Annotated in this window: 17 protein-coding genes, 1 tRNA gene and 1 pseudogene; 12 read left to right on the forward strand and 7 right to left on the reverse strand. The window is 67.7% G+C overall.

The window, feature by feature from the left end; genetic code table 11:
- The 3 genes from ABT114_RS48910 to ABT114_RS48920 form a co-directional block, all read left to right on the forward strand.
- Positions 1–901, forward strand: a 901-nt coding sequence (locus ABT114_RS48910; RefSeq protein ID WP_351153491.1) for a hypothetical protein, incomplete at its 5' end; no start/stop codon positions are given.
- A gap of 324 nt (positions 902–1,225) precedes the next feature.
- Positions 1,226–1,681, forward strand: coding sequence for a hypothetical protein (locus ABT114_RS48915; protein WP_351153494.1), 456 nt, complete (start codon positions 1,226–1,228; stop codon positions 1,679–1,681).
- Positions 1,682–1,744: 63 nt separating this feature from the next.
- Positions 1,745–2,584 (forward strand): transposase family protein, encoded by an 840-nt coding sequence (locus tag ABT114_RS48920; protein WP_351153496.1) that lies wholly within the window; start codon positions 1,745–1,747, stop codon positions 2,582–2,584.
- Between the two features lie 108 nt (positions 2,585–2,692).
- On the opposite strand, the gene ABT114_RS48925 is transcribed toward ABT114_RS48920, so the two are convergent.
- Both ABT114_RS48925 and ABT114_RS48930 read right to left on the reverse strand, forming a co-directional pair.
- Positions 2,693–2,977 (reverse strand): DUF2500 domain-containing protein, encoded by a 285-nt coding sequence (locus ABT114_RS48925; RefSeq protein WP_351153499.1) that lies wholly within the window; start codon positions 2,975–2,977, stop codon positions 2,693–2,695.
- 244 nt (positions 2,978–3,221) lie between these two features.
- A pseudogene (locus ABT114_RS48930) lies at positions 3,222–3,398 on the reverse strand (peptidase S8); the annotation flags it as partial.
- 408 nt (positions 3,399–3,806) lie between these two features.
- Between ABT114_RS48930 and ABT114_RS48935 the strand changes: the two are divergent.
- Positions 3,807–4,247, forward strand: a complete 441-nt coding sequence (locus ABT114_RS48935) for a hypothetical protein (RefSeq protein ID WP_351153502.1) — start codon at positions 3,807–3,809, stop codon at positions 4,245–4,247.
- Positions 4,248–4,458: 211 nt separating this feature from the next.
- Positions 4,459–4,532: transfer RNA gene (locus tag ABT114_RS48940), tRNA-Met, on the forward strand.
- A 236-nt stretch (positions 4,533–4,768) separates the two neighbouring features.
- Here ABT114_RS48940 and ABT114_RS48945 read toward each other — a convergent pair.
- Complete coding sequence (locus ABT114_RS48945) at positions 4,769–5,380, reverse strand: TetR/AcrR family transcriptional regulator (RefSeq protein WP_351153505.1); 612 nt, start codon at positions 5,378–5,380, stop codon at positions 4,769–4,771.
- Between the two features lie 109 nt (positions 5,381–5,489).
- Between ABT114_RS48945 and ABT114_RS48950 the strand changes: the two genes are divergently transcribed.
- Positions 5,490–6,428 carry an aldo/keto reductase gene (locus tag ABT114_RS48950; RefSeq protein ID WP_351153508.1) on the forward strand — a complete coding sequence of 313 codons (939 nt, stop codon included), beginning with the start codon at positions 5,490–5,492 and terminating at the stop codon, positions 6,426–6,428.
- A 131-nt stretch (positions 6,429–6,559) separates the two neighbouring features.
- Here ABT114_RS48950 and ABT114_RS50830 read toward each other — a convergent pair whose 3' ends face one another.
- The gene (locus ABT114_RS50830) at positions 6,560–6,712 is read right to left on the reverse strand and encodes a hypothetical protein (RefSeq protein WP_502988531.1); all 153 of its coding nucleotides are present in this window, start codon (positions 6,710–6,712) and stop codon (positions 6,560–6,562) included.
- Positions 6,709–7,086, reverse strand: a complete 378-nt coding sequence (locus ABT114_RS50835; RefSeq protein WP_502988532.1) for a transposase — start codon at positions 7,084–7,086, stop codon at positions 6,709–6,711. Before ABT114_RS50835 ends, ABT114_RS50830 begins: the two co-directional genes overlap by 4 nt.
- 185 nt (positions 7,087–7,271) lie before the next feature.
- On the opposite strand from ABT114_RS50835, the gene ABT114_RS48960 reads away from it, so the two are divergent.
- The 6 genes from ABT114_RS48960 to ABT114_RS48985 all read left to right on the forward strand — a co-directional run bounded on the left by ABT114_RS48960 (position 7,272) and on the right by ABT114_RS48985 (position 12,995).
- Positions 7,272–8,139 (forward strand): IS5 family transposase gene (locus ABT114_RS48960; RefSeq protein ID WP_351153510.1). Its coding sequence is split into 2 segments (ribosomal slippage): positions 7,272–7,459 and positions 7,458–8,139, totalling 870 coding nucleotides; the frame shifts between segments, so codons are not numbered across the junction.
- Positions 8,140–8,211: 72 nt separating this feature from the next.
- Positions 8,212–8,508 (forward strand): hypothetical protein, encoded by a 297-nt coding sequence (locus ABT114_RS48965; RefSeq protein ID WP_067040005.1) that lies wholly within the window; start codon positions 8,212–8,214, stop codon positions 8,506–8,508.
- Between the two features lie 81 nt (positions 8,509–8,589).
- Entirely contained in the window at positions 8,590–9,660 is a 1,071-nt protein-coding gene (locus tag ABT114_RS48970) for a tyrosine-type recombinase/integrase (protein WP_351153513.1), read from the forward strand.
- A 197-nt stretch (positions 9,661–9,857) separates the two neighbouring features.
- Entirely contained in the window at positions 9,858–11,987 is a 2,130-nt protein-coding gene (locus ABT114_RS48975) for a tyrosine-type recombinase/integrase (RefSeq protein WP_351153526.1), read from the forward strand.
- A gap of 98 nt (positions 11,988–12,085) precedes the next feature.
- The gene (locus ABT114_RS48980; RefSeq protein ID WP_351153516.1) at positions 12,086–12,637 is read left to right on the forward strand and encodes a GNAT family N-acetyltransferase; all 552 of its coding nucleotides are present in this window, start codon (positions 12,086–12,088) and stop codon (positions 12,635–12,637) included.
- A 151-nt stretch (positions 12,638–12,788) separates the two neighbouring features.
- Positions 12,789–12,995 (forward strand): hypothetical protein, encoded by a 207-nt coding sequence (locus tag ABT114_RS48985; RefSeq protein WP_351153519.1) that lies wholly within the window; start codon positions 12,789–12,791, stop codon positions 12,993–12,995.
- Positions 12,996–13,004: 9 nt separating this feature from the next.
- On the opposite strand, the gene ABT114_RS48990 is transcribed toward ABT114_RS48985, so the two are convergent.
- Complete coding sequence (locus ABT114_RS48990; RefSeq protein ID WP_351153521.1) at positions 13,005–13,832, reverse strand: GNAT family N-acetyltransferase; 828 nt, start codon at positions 13,830–13,832, stop codon at positions 13,005–13,007.
- Positions 13,833–14,030: 198 nt separating this feature from the next.
- Positions 14,031–14,744 carry a DUF6192 family protein gene (locus ABT114_RS48995; RefSeq protein WP_351153524.1) on the reverse strand — a complete coding sequence of 238 codons (714 nt, stop codon included), beginning with the start codon at positions 14,742–14,744 and terminating at the stop codon, positions 14,031–14,033.
- Positions 14,745–15,724: the final 980 nt, after the last annotated feature.

Below are 15,724 nucleotides of genomic sequence, written 5' to 3' on the forward strand. Positions count from 1 at the left end.
CCAGTACGGCATCGCCACCGCGGCCGGCGGGCCGCTGTCCGACGAGCAACTCGACCCCCTGATGCGGCTCCTCAAGCAGCGTCACACGCCCTCAGCTGAGAACGGGACCGCACCCCAAGCCCCGCACGACGCGGACGACGGATGGGGTGACTACTTCTACAACGCATGGCTCGCGTACGCGCAGGAGCACGGGGCCTACCCCGATGCCGCCGCCCTCGCCACGTACGTCTACGAGCGAGACCAGATCACCGGCGCCAACGGCCGGCCCATCACGGGCGGCGACCTGGAGTACTTCGTCTCCACCTTCCGGCACCGAGAGTTCGACGAGACGCAGCCGCCCACCGGCGAGGAAGCCACCGAGCCCGCCACGCAGGCGCCCTCCGGTGATCCCCTCCGCAACGAGGACGAGCCCGAGGAGACACCGGCCGGCATCGGCGCGCACCCCGCCAAGGAGCAACGCAGTCCCAGGGTGAACGCCGCCATCGACGACCCGCCGGCCGAGGACGACGCGACCGCGGAGCCCGCCGCGCTCACCACCGTCGACCGCTACTACCTCGCCTGGACGGACTACCAGACCGAGCACGGCGACGAACCCAAGGCCGAGCAGCTCTCCGCCTACCTCGCAAGCAGGAAGGGCATGAACGGCCGCGGCGGAAAGCCGGTCAGCCCGTCCACCCTGCGCCGCTACCTCTTGCCGTTTCGTGTCTACACCCTCTGGGCCGAACAGCGGGTGCGCAACGAAGCCCCGTCGCCCGAAGCCATTGCGCAGGAGTGCGCAGCCCACGGGATCACCGCGCAGCACAACAAGCCCCTCACTACCGACTACATCGCCGAACAGGCCGTCGACTTCGAGCGGCGCTGGCAGGCACTGACCCGCCACCACGCGCAGTCACAGCAGTGAGAAAGTGCGTCCTGCCTGCCCACTGCGCACCAGCAATCCAGACTGCACCAACCGGCTGCGCAATCAAGAGAAGTCGCAGGTCAGGCCAGCATTGCGTAGACGTGACGCCCATTGAGCAGTGTGCATCGTGAAAACTGCACGTCAGGTGGGCTGGTGTGCGCGGATTTCAGCGTGCTCGTGCTGGTTGTCGGCCGGTGTCCACGGCGGAGATCGTTTGGCTGGTCGGCCTGAGTGGTTCTCGGGTTCTGCTGCGCTCGCCGTGATGCCGCTTCTACGATCCGTCACCGGGCCGGTACGCCGGGAGATCGTGGGGAGGGTGCAGGGATGCGGGAGCTGGAGCGAATCACCGCTCGCCGGAGTGAACTGGACGTAGTCGCCGAGGAGTTGACCAAGCAGCTTGGGGAGGTCCAGGCCGAGCGGGAGGAGCTGGTGGTCGCCGAGCGGGTCCTGCACCGGCTGGCCGAGCAGGACCGGTCCGAGGCGGAGGCCGCCGGGGTCGTGGCTGCGACTCCGGCCCGGGTGGCGGGGCGTGCGGTGCTGCTGATCCCGCATCGCGGCGAGGAGCCCGATGAGGCCGCGCTGCCCGGTGGTTACCGCAAGATCCTGGCGATCGTGCGGGCCGCCGACGGTCCGGTGCAGGTCAAGGCGGTGGGTGAGGAAATGGGTCTTCAGGTGGCGGTGCGCGGGAAGCTGGAGCCGCTGCGCGCGAAGATGACCAAGCTCGCCGATCGTGGCTGGCTGCACAAACGGCCTGATGGGCGGTTCGTCGCGCGCCGGTAGCCGCACGGGGCGAGTGTCGACGGTGGCGTAACTGGCGGGCCCCCGGCGGCAGTTGAGTTTGGTGTGAAGCAAAACAACGGTCTCACCGAGGGCCCTGACGGCCTTGTCTACACCGCCCGCCTGCCGCTGTCGAGCGCCACCCTGAACTGGCTCGCCGACCTGATACGCGGCCACTTGAAGAAGATCGGCTCACGGTGGCGGGCCCTGCCCGCCGGAAGGATCGCCGGAATTGTGCTGGCGGTGCTGCGCTGTGACCAGCGGCCCGGCGATCTGGCCGGCGGCAACGGGGTGCACCGCACCACCGTGACGCGGTGGGTCAAAGAGGTCGTCGGCCTGCTGGCCGCCCGCGCCCCCAGGCTGGACCGCGCCCTCAAGAAGATCGCCCGAAAGGGCGGCGGGGTGGTCCTGCTGGACGGCACGCTGATACGCACCCGGCGGCGCACTGGGACAGAGAACCGGAGGAACTACTCCGGCAAGCACAAATGCCATGGCCTGCTCGTGATCGCCCTCACCGACGATCGGGGCCGCCTGGTGTGGGTCTCAGCGGTCCGGCCCGGACGCACGTCGGAGATCACTGCCTGCCGGCACGACAGGCTCACCGCCAAGCTGCGGACGGCCGGGCTCGGCGCGATCGCCGACCTGGGCTTCGTCGGCCTCGACGACAGCGGTCCGGACACCGACCCGGCGGTGATCACCGGCTACAAGGCAGCCCGGAACCGGCCCCTGACCCGTGGCCAGAAACTGTCCAACAAGGCACTGGCCGCGGTGCGGGCCCCGGTCGAGCACGGCTTCGCTCATCTGAAGAACTGGCGCGTCCTCGGCAAGGTCCGCACCGACCCGAGGTGGGCGACCGCGCTGGTCCGGGCCCTGCTGGTGCCGACGAACCGGGAAGTCGCCCGCTGACGGATGATCTTGTCGGTGGACTGCCGCCCCGGACCTGCCCGAGCCTCCCTACGCCTACGCACACCAGGCCGACTGACGTGCAGTTTTCACGATGTACCGTGCTCACTGCTAGCGCGTGGTGCACTTGGGGTAGCTCGACCCCTCGACGCAGTTGCCGTAGGCGCTGCTGCTGACGTCGATCTCTTCCTCGTCCCCGTCCTTCGTGCGGACCGTCATTTCGTACTCGGTGTGGCAGCTGCGGGTCTTCTTCGTGCCCTTCTTCTTCGTCTTGCACTCGTAGTCCGTGTCCTTGCTGACGACAGTGCCGGTGACGGTCTTCGACTTGCTGCTGCAACCGGCCAGTGGCGCGGTGAGTGCGGCGACGGTGAGCAGGACTGCGAGCGTGCGCTTCATGTGGTCTTCCCCCGGGACGTCGTGGGTTGGGCGGCGTTCTCCGGACGATGGTGCCCGATGCGCCGTCACGTCGGAACGGCGGGGCTGTATGCGAGTCCGGTCATTGTGACGGGAAAACGGTCCGCGGTCGGCTGCCGTGACCCGTTTCCCTTTCCATGCCGCCGAGGAGGCCCCACGTACTCCTCATCCAGGCGGCTCCCCGTGACCGACAGGGAGGTCGTGCTCAGTCCGTTCCGGCCTGCGTTCAGCCGGTGAAGGCGTCCAGGCCCTCGGGGGTGCCCCAGCCGGTCGGGCCGTCGTAGCCCGACGTCGCGGTGCAGAAGTAGCTGGTGGAGCAGGAGCCGTTGCTGCCGCTGGTCACGTTGTTCAGGGCGGACGTGTCGGCCGCGTTGTACGGGTACTGCGCCGGGTAGTCCCTGCTGCGGTTCAACACCCGCTCCGCGATCGCCAGTTCGTCCCGCTCGACCTGGACTTCCTGAAGCTGCTTGGTCAACTGCTCGGCGAGGGCGTCCAGTTCGCTCCGGCGAGCGGTGATCCACTGCCGCTCCTGCATCCCCGCAGCCTCCCGCGGTCTCATGGCGTGCCGACCTGCTGACGGATCGTAGGCGGGGGTCGGCGGGCGCAGCCGAACCCGGCATCCCGCCGGAACCGGACTCGCCCGATGATCTACACCATGGTCGGCCACCGACCAGCGCGAGTACCCGGATCGTCACTCACACCAGACCCGTGACCTGCGAATTCACGATGCACACCACTCATTGCGCAGCCAGCGCGCACAGCGGTCTGCGCACTGCGCACCGCTCGCCCCGTCACCGAGCCAGGAGGACCCATGCGCGCCCTGCGCATCACCCCCGACACCACCGTCACGGAACTCGACCTGCCCGAGACCGATGCGCACTCCCCGATCCGGGATCACATCGCAACGACCGGCACGGTTGATCAAGGCGTGCACCACCGGCGGGCCCTCCTGCACATCCACAGCAACGGACGCGCGATGGGGCTCGCGCAGAACATCGCCGCATGGGCCCTGGCGAGCGACTGGCGAGGCATGGCCCTGCACCCGGTGCATGGGCCGGTCGTCGTCACCGGACGTACTCAGAACGGGGCAGTGGCCGCCCTGGACGACGGTCTGGCCCGGCACGCGCACGCGGTTGCGCAGACCGTACGGGAAACACTGGCGGAGTGGCGCACCCGGCCGCCCGCCTCCAACCAGGTGGCCCTGAATGAGCTGCTCGCCTACGCGGCCTGGGACGTCGCCCCCAGCTCGTAGTGCGCACCGTGCACCCCTGCGCACGAATGCCTACAGGGCCTTACGCTGTAGTCCGCAGTTCCGTGAGCACTCGTTCCTGCGGGAACGTCAGAATCCGGACTGGGTGAGCAGCGGCCGTGTCGGTCGAGCATGAGCAATCGGGCTCGGTCGGAGCGCAGGCGAAAGTCGGTTGGGTCGATCCGGGTCGGTGCCGTACAGTTCACCGTATCGACGCGGGGTGGAGCAGCTCGGTAGCTCGCTGGGCTCATAACCCAGAGGTCGCAGGTTCAAATCCTGTCCCCGCTACTCAGACGTGAAGGCCCGGTATCCACCGGGCCTTCACTGCGTGTGGGCCGGTTCGGACCTGGTTCTTGGCGAACAGGGCACCGAGGTCGCAGAAGGCGTCAACGTCCTGGGCTGCACCGAAGCCGTACGCCGCCTCGGTAATCTGCCCCAGCGACCCGGGGCAGGTCGTTGAGTCAGTGCTCACCCGGAATTGCTCAGTAGGTGTTTTTGATCCTCGCTTCGGACGAAGTGCTCTGTTAAGAGCCAGCAGCTGTCGGGGTTGCATCGCTGCCGGTGGCGGGGAAGAGGCGCTGGACGGCGGCGACGATGGCTGCCCGGCGGGCCGCCAGGAAGGCATCACGTTCCTCACCGACGGGCGTGAGGTCGGTTTGACCGGCCCACGACAGGGCCAGCTGGCTGACGAACACAAGGATGTCTTCCGGCGCCCAGGCGGGATCCAGGTGACCGGCGTCCTGCGCCTTGCGCAGCAACTCGACCTTGCGGCGCAAGGACTCCTGTAGCGGGTCATCGGCGGGAGCCTGCCCGGCCGGAAGTTCCAGTTGGCCCCACAGCATCAGCCGGTGGCGTTCGGGATGGCGGACGGCGTGATCATGCATGCGGCCGGCGTAGCCCGGAAGGTCGGTGGGATCCAGCTGGACGGCATCGGCCATGGCCGCGAGTTCCCGGCCGGCGACGAAGCGGTAGAGCGCTTCCTTGCTGCGGAAGTACGCATACACGCGTTCTTTGCCGGTTCGCGCTTCCTTGGCTATCCGCTCGACCCGTGCTCCCGCGATGCCGTGGCGGGCGAACTCGGCGGTAGCCGCGGCAATGATGCGGTCGCTGGTGGCATCGGTGCTGTTACGGGTCACGCGCCCAGACTACCCAACCGAAACGTTCGGTTCGACGTCGGCGGCTGGCGTGTGTACGCTCGAACCGAAACGTTCGGTCTGATGTAGAACTGCAGTACAGGAGAACCTCATGCAACAGCGCACTCTGGGCCGCCAGGGCCTGACCGTCTCCGAGATCAGCTACGGCGCGATGGGCACCGCGTTCGGCTACGGCCCCTCGGACGACACCGGGTCCATCGCCGCGATCCGCCGCGCCCACGAGCTGGGCGTGACCCACTTCGACACCGCGGAGATGTACGGCTGGGGAGAGGGCGAGAAACTGCTCGGCAACGCCCTCGCGCCGATCCGTGACGAGGTGACGATCGCGACCAAGTTCGGCCTCACCCCGACCTTCGCTCCGAACTCGAAGCCGGAGCACATCCGTGAAGTCGTCGACAACAGTCTCCGCAACCTGAACACCGACGTGATCGACGTGCTCTACCAGCACGGCCCCGACCCCGAGGTCCCGGTCGAGGACGTGGTCGGTGTGATGAAGGAATTCGTCGACGCCGGCAAGGTCAAGTACCTGGGCCTGTCCAACACCGACGCCGACGCCATCCGCCGCGCCCACGCGGTGCACCCGATCTCGGTCCTTCAACACGAGTACTCGATCTTTGCCCACGACTCCGAGCAGTTCTTCCCCATCCTGGAGGAACTCGGCATCGGCCTCGTCGCCTACTCCCCGCTCGCCCGCGGCTTCCTCAGCGGCGCCGTGAAGTCCCGCGACCACTACGACGCGAGCGATATCCGCCAGATGATCCCCTGGTGGGCCCCAGAGAACTTCGACCAGAACGTCGCCCTCGCGGGTGAGCTCACCAAGCTCGCGGAGAGCAAGGGCGTCAGCCTCTCCCAGCTCGCCCTGGCGTGGCTGCTGGCGAAGAAGGACTACATCGTCCCCATCCCCGGCTCGCGCAACCCCGACCGGGTCGCGCAGAACATCGCCGCCGCCGACCTGAAGCTGACCGCCGACGATGTCGCCCGCATCGACGAGATCGCCCCCGACGGCGCCATCGGCGGACGCGGCATGTGACCCCCACACACGCGCACCACGGCCTCACCGGCCGGTACGGGCGAGCAACTCCGACGCGACTTGGGTCCCGCCCCTTCCTCGGAGCGGGACCCAAAGCCGCGTCGGAGTTTCCGCGCCTTCTGGCGAACGGTTCAGCCGGTGGGCTTCTCCTTCTTCGCCCACCCGGGGGCGGGCTTCTTCCGGGTCAGGCGTCGGGTCATCATGGTGATGAGTGCCCAGTTCAGGTGGGCTTCAGAGTGCTGAGGAAGGCGTTCGTAGTCGCGTGCGTTGCAGTGGGCGTTCATGCACCAGCCGGTTGCATCGTGCGCTCGACTTTCCAACGGCGGGGCAGGACGACGAAGCCCTTGACACCTTTGGGCCGGGAGACGATGCGCAGGGTGAGCCAAAGGCGTTCGCGGGCCCAGTCCACGAGTTCGCCGGCGTAGCCGCGGTCGGCCCAGATCTGGGTGATCTGCGGCTGGGTGAGACGCAGGCGCCAGAACACGTCGCGGGCGGCGTCGCGGTCCTGGATGTCGGCGGGCGTCACCGTGATCATCACGGGCAGTCCGAGCGTGTCCACGGTGATATGGCGTTTGCGGCCGTTGATCTTCTTTGCGGCGTCGTAGCCGCGGCTGTCCTTGCCGACGGTGGAGGCGCCCTTGACCGACTGGGAGTCCACGATAAGCGTCACCGGGTGCGGGCAGCGGCCCTTTCCTGTACGGATCCTCCGGCGGAGCTGGTCGCGGATGTAGGTGACGACCCCGGCCCGGTTCCACCTCCAGAAGAACCCGTAAACCGTCTCCCTATTAGGCCGTGTTTTAGGTCCGGGTTCCGGTCCATGCCTCGTGCCGTCATGATCACCGCGTGGGGCGTGGGGATCTTTCTGATGAGCAGTGGTCAGTGCTGGAGTCGTTGCTGCCTGCGGCGGGTGTGAGTCGCAGGTGGCCGGGGCGGCGACGGCTGGTGGATGGTGTGCGTTGGCGGGTGCGGACGGGTGTTCCGTGGCGTGACCTGCCGCCTGAGTACGGAGCCTGGCAGACCGTGTACGGGTTTCCGGCGATGGCAGCGGCAGGGGGTGTGGGCCCGGCTGCTGACGCTGTTACAGGCGCGGGCCGATGAGGCAGGGCTGATCACGTGGGAGGTCAACGTCGATTCCACGATCTGCCGGGCTCACCAGCACGCGGCCGGTGCCCGCCGGGACGGCGCGGGGCAGAAGGAGGCGCCTGGTGGTGTCGCCATCGAGCCCGACGACCACGGGCTGGGCCGGTCAAGGGGTGGGTTCACCACGAAGCTCCACCTGGCCTGCGAGCAGGGTCAGAGGCCGTTGTCGCTGCTGGTCACCGCCGGGCACCGGCACGACAGTCCGCAGTTCCAGCCAGTCCTGGAGGCCATCCGGGTGCCTCGGACCGGTCCTGGCCGGCCGCGATCCCGGCCGGACAAGGTCCGGGCGGACAAGGCCTACGGCTCCCGCGCGAACCGCGCCTACCTACGCAGACGCGGCATCGGATGCACGATCCCGGAGAAGGCCGATCAAGTCCGCCACCGCAAGAAGCGTGGTTCACGAGGCGGCCGACCGCCGAAGTTCGACAAGATCGACTACCGCGAGCGCCACGCGGTCGAGTGCGGGATCAGCCGTCTCAAGCAGCACCGGGCAGTGGCCACCCGATTCGACAAGCTCGCGGTTCGGTACGAGGCGACGGTTCACGTCGCGGCGATCCACCAGTGGTTGTGAGCCGTCGGGCGGTCAGGCGGCCGTGCCATGCTGGCCCCGGCAATTCGAGCAGCACACGCATGGGGAGGTCCGGTGGCCGCTGATTACTACTGCGCGGACAGCGAGAACGGCGACCACGTCGACGACCCGTCCGAAGACGCCCTGTTCGAGCTGGTCAGCGACCTGAACGGCACAGACAACACCTTCGTCGTCATCCAGCCCGACGAGGACGATCCCGCCTGGTTCGCCTCCGTCGCCGTCCTGGAGACGGGCGGCTACGAGATCGTCCGGCGTGACACCAGCCGCCGCGAGCACGACGTCACCGTCGAGACAAGCATCGACCAGATCGCGGGCGACCTCACCAAATGGCTGGCCACCCGCGCTACCTAAAACACGGCCTAGTTACGTGGAATCACGCGCCGCGGGATGCAGCTCGTATCCTGCGGCGTCCCCACGTACTGAGGAGATCCGTTGGGCAGCGCGGTGGTGTTGGAGGAGAAGTGGCCGGTCCTTGGCCGGCACGAGAGGGCGGCCGAGTGGCTGCGAATATGGACGGATCTGGGGCGGGCACCCCGGACCATCGACGCGTACGCGCGGGGACTGGCTGAGTACCTGCTGGTCTGCGAGCGAGATGGAATCGACCCGATTACCGCGAAGCGTCTGCACGTGGCGGCGTTCGTGAAGGAGCTGGCAACGCGGCCGAGCCGTCGGGGAGGCAATGTCGTCGTGCTGGACTCCGGGGCCGGCCTGGCGAACGCGACGCTGCAGCAACGCTTGGTGCCGGTGCGGCTGTTCTACGACTACCTCATCGAGGAGGGTCTGCGAGAGTCCAATCCGGTCGGCCGAGGCCGCTACACGCCCGGCCGGAAGTTCGGCGGACACCAGCGAGGGCTGGTACCCCGGCTGACGAAACTGCCGTGGATCCCGAGCGAACAGCAGTGGCTCGACCTGCTGGACGTCGCGCGCGAGGAACCCGTACGCAACCGTGTCATGCTCGCTCTCGCCTACGACGCGGCCCTGCGGCGCGAGGAACTGTGCTCACTGCGGACCGATGACCTCGACCCGGCCCACCGGACCCTGCGGATTCGGGCCGAGACGACCAAGACCCGGCGGGAGCGCGTCGTCCCCTACTCGGCGGCGACCGGGGTTCTGCTGTCCGGCTATCTCACGCATCGGGCCACGATCAGCCGGGCCCGCGGACCGCTGTTCTTGTCCGAGTCACGCCGCAACTACGGCCAGCCGCTGACCCTGTGGACCTGGTCGAAGGTGATTCGGCGCGTTGGTCTCGCCGCCGACCTGCCGAGGTTCTCGACTCACACCACGCGGCATCTGTGCTTGACCGACCTGGCCCGGATGGGCTGGGAACTGCACGCCATCGCCTCTTTTGCCGGGCATCGCAGCACCGAGTCGACGCTGACCTACATCCACCTCTCGGGCCGCGACCTGGCCGAGAAACTGAACCGGGGCATGCAGCAGATCCATTCCTGGCGCGTGGACATGCTCACCCGTGCTTCCCATACCTCTGAGGCGGTCGCCGAGTGATCGCACAACCGAGGACGACGGCCACACGGCCGACAAGCACTCCGACCTGGGCATCGCTCGTCAACCTTGCCCACTATGACCGTCGCGGCCTGCTCACCGAGGCTGAGGCGGAAGCACTCAACAGGCTCAGCATCGATCAGTTTCGGCTCGATGGTCTCAGTCTCGACGCGGTGCCGCTTCGGCCGGTGGCCCGGCTGGTGAGGCCGTTGGCGGACGCTCTCGCCGGTCTGCACTGGCCGCCGGACGACCGTCACCAGCGGCGGTTCGCGCGGGACGCGGCCGGGCTGGTGCTGATCCGCTGCGGCGAGCTTCGCCGAGCCTTTTGGGGCTGGTCAGTGGACGACTGGGTGGGCCTGATCAACGCCAGCGGCGCCGACTTCCGGCGCTCGTGGGGCGGCCAGATCGGCCCCAACGCCCGGCCGTTCGTGCTCGTCTACGCCTACCTGCTCGGCGAGTTCACGGCCTTCGACCGGCTCGGTCGCTTCATGCGGCCGACCCTGGCCCGTCGGGTCTTCGGGGCCGATCTCATCGACGATGCCGTCCGGCGGATCTGCAAGGTTCTGGCCGACTGGGGCTATCGCCGTGACGCCGCCGAGCTGGCCGCGGTGATCTGCCAGATGCTGCTGCTGAACCGCAGCCCGCTGCTGGAGGACCTGTCCACCGAGGCCTTGGCCGCACTGCGTGTTCACCCGGCGATGAGCGGGCAGTGGGGCAAGGACCTCTACGGCCTTCACCGGGCTGTCGCGGCACTCGGCCACGCGGACCCGCCACCGTCAGGGCATGATGCCGGACCGGCCGCGATGGAGGGAGTTCCAGCCCCGTGGGCGGCGTCGGTTGAGCATTGGTACGCGACCTCGACGCTGACTCCGAAGATCGGCAGAGGCTATCGCAGCGTGCTCGCGAAGATCGGCCGCTGGTTGGCTGCCGAGCACCCCGAGATCACCGGGCCCAGTCAGTGGACCCGCCAGACGTGCGCGTCCTGGGGCGCGGCCGTGGACCGGATGGCCGTCGGCGACTTCTCGCAGTGGACCCACGGCATGCGCTCGCAGAACCGCTTGGGGAAACTGCTCACGCCGCAGACGAAGTCCGGCTATCTCAAAGTCCCCCGCGCGTTCTTCCGCGACCTGCACGAATGGGAGTTGATCCCACGCAGGTTCGACCCTGCCCATGCCCTGAGAACCCCGCAAAGCGTTCGCGCCCTGATGGGGCCGGACCCGCGGGTGATCGCCGATGACATCTGGGCCAAGTTGCTCTGGGCGGGCCTGAACGTCGAACTCGACGATCTGCCGACCGCGGACGGCCGCACCTATCCGGTCGAGCTGATCCGGGCCATCACCCTGACCTGGCTGTTCGCCGGTCAACGCAGCGACGAGATCGCCCGGTTCCGGGTGGGGTGCATCCGCTGGCAGCACGACGGCCTGCCCATTCCCGGAGATTCCGGCGAGGTCCTCGCCCGCGACGCCGTCTGCCTGCTGGACGTGCCGACGCACAAGACCGGCACCGCGTTCACCAAGCCCGTCGATCCGCTCTTGGGCCAGGCCATCGAGGCATGGCAGACCGTCAGGCCGACGCAGCCGCAGATACTCGACCGCAAGACCAATGAGTACGCCGACTTCCTGTTCGCCCACCGGGCCCGCCGGGTCGCCAAGCACTACATCAACACAGCGATCATCCCGATGCTCTGCCGCAAGGCCGGCGTCCCCACCGCCGACGTCCGCGGCAACATCACCAGCCACCGGGCACGCTCCACCATCGCCAGCCAGCTCTACAACGCCAAGGAGCCCATGACGCTCTTCGAGCTGCAGGAATGGCTCGGGCACCGGACGCCCGAAGCGACCACGCACTACGCGAAGCTCACCCCGAACACCCTGGCCAGGGCCTACAACGACGCCGGATACTTCGCCCGGAACGTCCGCACCATAGAAGTCCTCGTCGACCGCGACGCGGTCACCTCCGGCGCCGCCGCCAGCAGCGAACCCTGGCAGTACTTCGACCTCGGCCACGGCTGGTGCACCTACACCTTCTTCGAGCAGTGCCAGCACCGCATGGCCTGCGCACGCTGCGACTTCTACACCCCCAAAGACTCCAGCAAGGGCCAGCTCCTTGAAGCGAAGGAGAACCTGCAGAAGATGCTGGCGAGCATCCCGCTCACCGACGACGAACGCGCCGCCGTCGACGATGGCCAGGCCGCCCTCAACCAGCTCCTGGAACGTCTCACCGACGTCCCGACCCCCTCCGGGCCGACCCCGCGTCAGATCGGCGTTCCCGCCACCGCGACGTTGCTGCCGATCGTCGATGTCCGCCAGGGCAAGACCGCAGGTTCTTGACCAGCACAAACGGGGCTCTGGCCGAGCCCATCGACCGGCAGATAGGTTGACCTGGCCGACTTCTTGGCCACTAGCACCTGAAATGGACGTCCAGGCTCATGGATCCGCCGAAGGGGAGCCCCACAGTGTCAGACCGCTGGGTCAAGCTGGAACTCGATGCGAGCACCTTCGACGCGGCGCGCTTCGAGAGGTACTTGGAGCGTTGCCGAAGCGCCGGGATCCGATTGACGACGCTAGCCGATCTGGGCGACACCCCACCTCATCGGCGCGCGCTCTATGAGCTCAACAAGGAGTGCTCCGCGGACATCCCAGGCCGAGGCGAGTTCTACACCTTCGACGAGTATCTCAAGCGCAGAATCGAGGTTCCCTCCTACGACCCGCGTGGTGTCGTGGTTGCCCTCGACGGCGACACGTGGTGCGGGCTCGCCGCGACATCGGACTGGCGAACCGCCGGCTTCGTCTTCAACGAGATGACCGGTGTCAGAACGCCCTACCGCAGTCAGGGCCTCTCGGTCGCGATGAAGACGTACGGCATCGAATTCGCCCGCCTCTGCGGCGTGGACAAGATTCGGACAGTCCACCATCCGGAAAACATGACCGCCATCGAGATGAACCGGCGCCTCGGTTACGTCGACGCCGAGTGGGATTGATCCAGAGCCGCCTTGACAGATCAGATTCCACAGAAACACCCGCAAGCTGGAACTCGGCGACTGCGCACGGCCCTACGGAACCCCGTGCCAGCACGAGCACTCCTGCCTGCGCTGCCCGATGCTACGGGCTTCCCCCAGGCAGCGGCCCCGGTTGATCGAGATCATCCGCAACCTCTCCGAGCGCATCGCAGAAGCGCGGACGAACGGCTGGCTCGGCGAAGTTCAAGGACTTCAAATCAGCCTCACCAAGGCCAAGGGAAAGCTCACCGCCCTCGACCGCAGTCTGGAACGAGCTCGCGGCAACGGCATGAGCGGTCCCACAGACCTCGGCATGCCCGTGATCCTGGGCCAACAATGACGCCCCGTCTCACAGATCTTTTCGGAAGACCGTGGAGCTGTGCCGGACCGCCATCCCGACGCGCAGGTACAGGTTCAACGCGCCAGTGTCTGAGTGCGTCCCGAGGGTACAGGCCCGCCGCCCCTGCTGATAAAAGGCGCGGAATGCGTGCCGGAGCAGGAGGCAGGCGATACCCCGATTGCGGTAGTCGCGGCGCACCGCGACCTCCTCGATGTAACCCTCGTCAGTGTCCGGGAGGTCCAGCGAAAGCACAGCGCCCACCAGTTGGCCGTCGGCGAACGCCAGCGCTGACATCGCGGGGGCGAAGGTGGGGCGTTCGACAGTGTGCCGGGCCCACTCCTGGTAGCTCTTACGCCGTTGCTGCCATTCGTCGAAGGCGTCCTCGACGAGCTGGTGTGCGTCGTGCTCGTCACCGACCCGGAACGGTCGGACCGTGATGCCCGCAGACGGCTCGGGCACGGCCGGCTCCTCCGGCATGAGGAACTCCAGCAGCCACTCGGTCACCATCGGTTCGTATGCGCGCGAGCGCAGCAGCGCGACAGCGTTCGTGTTGCTGTCCGGGATGGTCTGGACGATGCGTGCACTGCCCGCCTGCCTGGCCCGGGCCTCGGCCCAGGCCAGGAGCGCACTGCCCAGGCCACGGCCCCGGTGCTCGGGGTGCACGTCCACCTCGAAGCGCCGATTCACCCAGGCCCGAGCGACCGACTGCCCCGCCCGGTCATGGATCAGCCGGGTATCCAGCTCCGGGACCAGGCCAGGTCTTGCGAAGTCGGCGGCGATGCGACCGAGATCGGTCTGCACCCGCCCGAAGAGCTCGCGCTCGCAGGCCGCGACCAAGCGATGGATATCACCGGTGTCGTCAGCGGTGACCGGCCGCGCTCGGTATCCCGGCGGCAGCCCTGGCACGAGATCTGGCAATGGAGGACACTCCCGAGGCGGCGGTATCAACTACAGGTACAGCACCGCGACAGTGTTCCGCCCGGCCTCAGGCGTGATCAACCGATTAACCGTTCACGCTGCGGATCGCCCCGGGGTTCATGCCGTCAGCTCGTAGTCCGGATAATCGTCCCGCATCGTCTTCCGGGCGACGGCCGGGCGGCGCAGCAGGTCGGTGGTCACCTGCTGGGCGACGGTGTCGTCCCTGGTCAGCTCCGTGACGACCCGGACCCGTTCGGCCGGGGTGACGTGCTCGGTGACCGCCGGTCGCTTCAGCAGGTCGGTGGCGACCTGGGCTGCGACCTCGTCGTCCCGGGTCAGATCGGCCACGGCCTGGACCTTCTCATCCACCGTCACCGGCCGGTCGACCCACTGTCCGACGACGCGTTTCGCGCCGTCCGGTGTCCACTGCCGGGCTCCGGTGCGCGGGTTGAACGGCGCGTCCTCGATCGCGGCCCACCGTTCGTCCTCGTCGACGACCGAGGCCAGAATGCGGTGGACGGTGAACGACACGCCCTCCTTCCGCTTCCCCTTCGGCCAGCGGTTGGCGGTGTATCGCCAGTCCTCCACCGTCCGGCGCTCGACGCCGATATCGTCCGCGAACAGCTGCAACGACTCCATGACGGTGAACAGGTCGTCCGTGCCGTTCGGCATCGACCCGCCCACCGACCTCATCGGCTCGATCTCCAACGCCATGTCCCCCAGGGCGAACTGCGCGCGGGCGACCTGCGCGATCAGCTCATTGGCCTGGGTGACGAGCTGTTCGTAACGCTGCCGGGTGACGTTCCCGATCCGGTCGGCCACGTCGGTCATGATGACCACCGCCCTCGCCCGGGTCCGGCCCGGCCACCACGCGTGACCGGTCAAAGGGGCGCCAGCCCCGGTCGCCATCCACCGTGACGCGGGCGCGACACACCGGGGTAGGGCGTGAGCCAGGGGCGCTCGAAGCGCACGCCTATCGTTCCCAACTACCCTGCAAAACCTGGAGTGTTTGAGCTGTTCGCGAGGCGTTCGGCTACGGCGTTTCCGTAACGCCGTTCCGCGACGCCCGCCGCTGGCGGCAGGCGCGCACCCGGCAACGGTCCGAGCAGTACACCGCCGCCTTCGACCGCTCCACCCCCACCGTCCACGACCGCCCGCACACCGGGCACTCCGCCTGCTCTCCTCGCTGTATCGCGGCCACCCGCTGCCGGGTCCGCTGAAGCCTCCGCCACTGCCGTGACCTGCACCGGCCCGAGCAGAACACCGCTTCCGCCGCCATCGTCTGCGGCAGCGGATCACCGCACTCCCGGCAATACCGCCGAGCCGTCCTGCCAGCCCCCACACCACAGATCATCCAGGCGCACGCACCTCACGGCCAGGGATCAAAAACACCTACTCAGAGGTCGTTTTCACCTTTGAAGTCCGTTTAATCCCAACTCGTTCCCGTGTCGAGGTGCGACTTCCGGGGCGGGAGTGCACCAGCGTGGCTGACGAGAGTCAATGGGAGCCCGCATTGCCCGTCTCATCCCGTGAAGTCTGTCTCACTCCAAGAGGCGCCTATATCGGCGACTACCCTCGCCGTACCGCGCACGAACCCGATACATGCGAGGCGCGAGTGCAGAACCGAGGCGAGTGAGGCGGTTCAAACCAGGTGAAAACGAACTCTCAGACAGTGCTCAGTCGGTCACTGGGAATTGCTCGCGTTTTTCCGGAACATGCGTACCGCCGTGCCCGGGCCGTTGAGGAGCTGGTTGATGAGCTGAGTCGTCTCCATTTCAAGTGAGCAGTCCAATTCCCGGTTGACCTGTTGC

Source organism: Streptomyces sp. NPDC002088, assembly GCF_040296605.1.
In the GTDB taxonomy this organism is placed as follows: Bacteria; Actinomycetota; Actinomycetes; order Streptomycetales; family Streptomycetaceae; genus Streptomyces.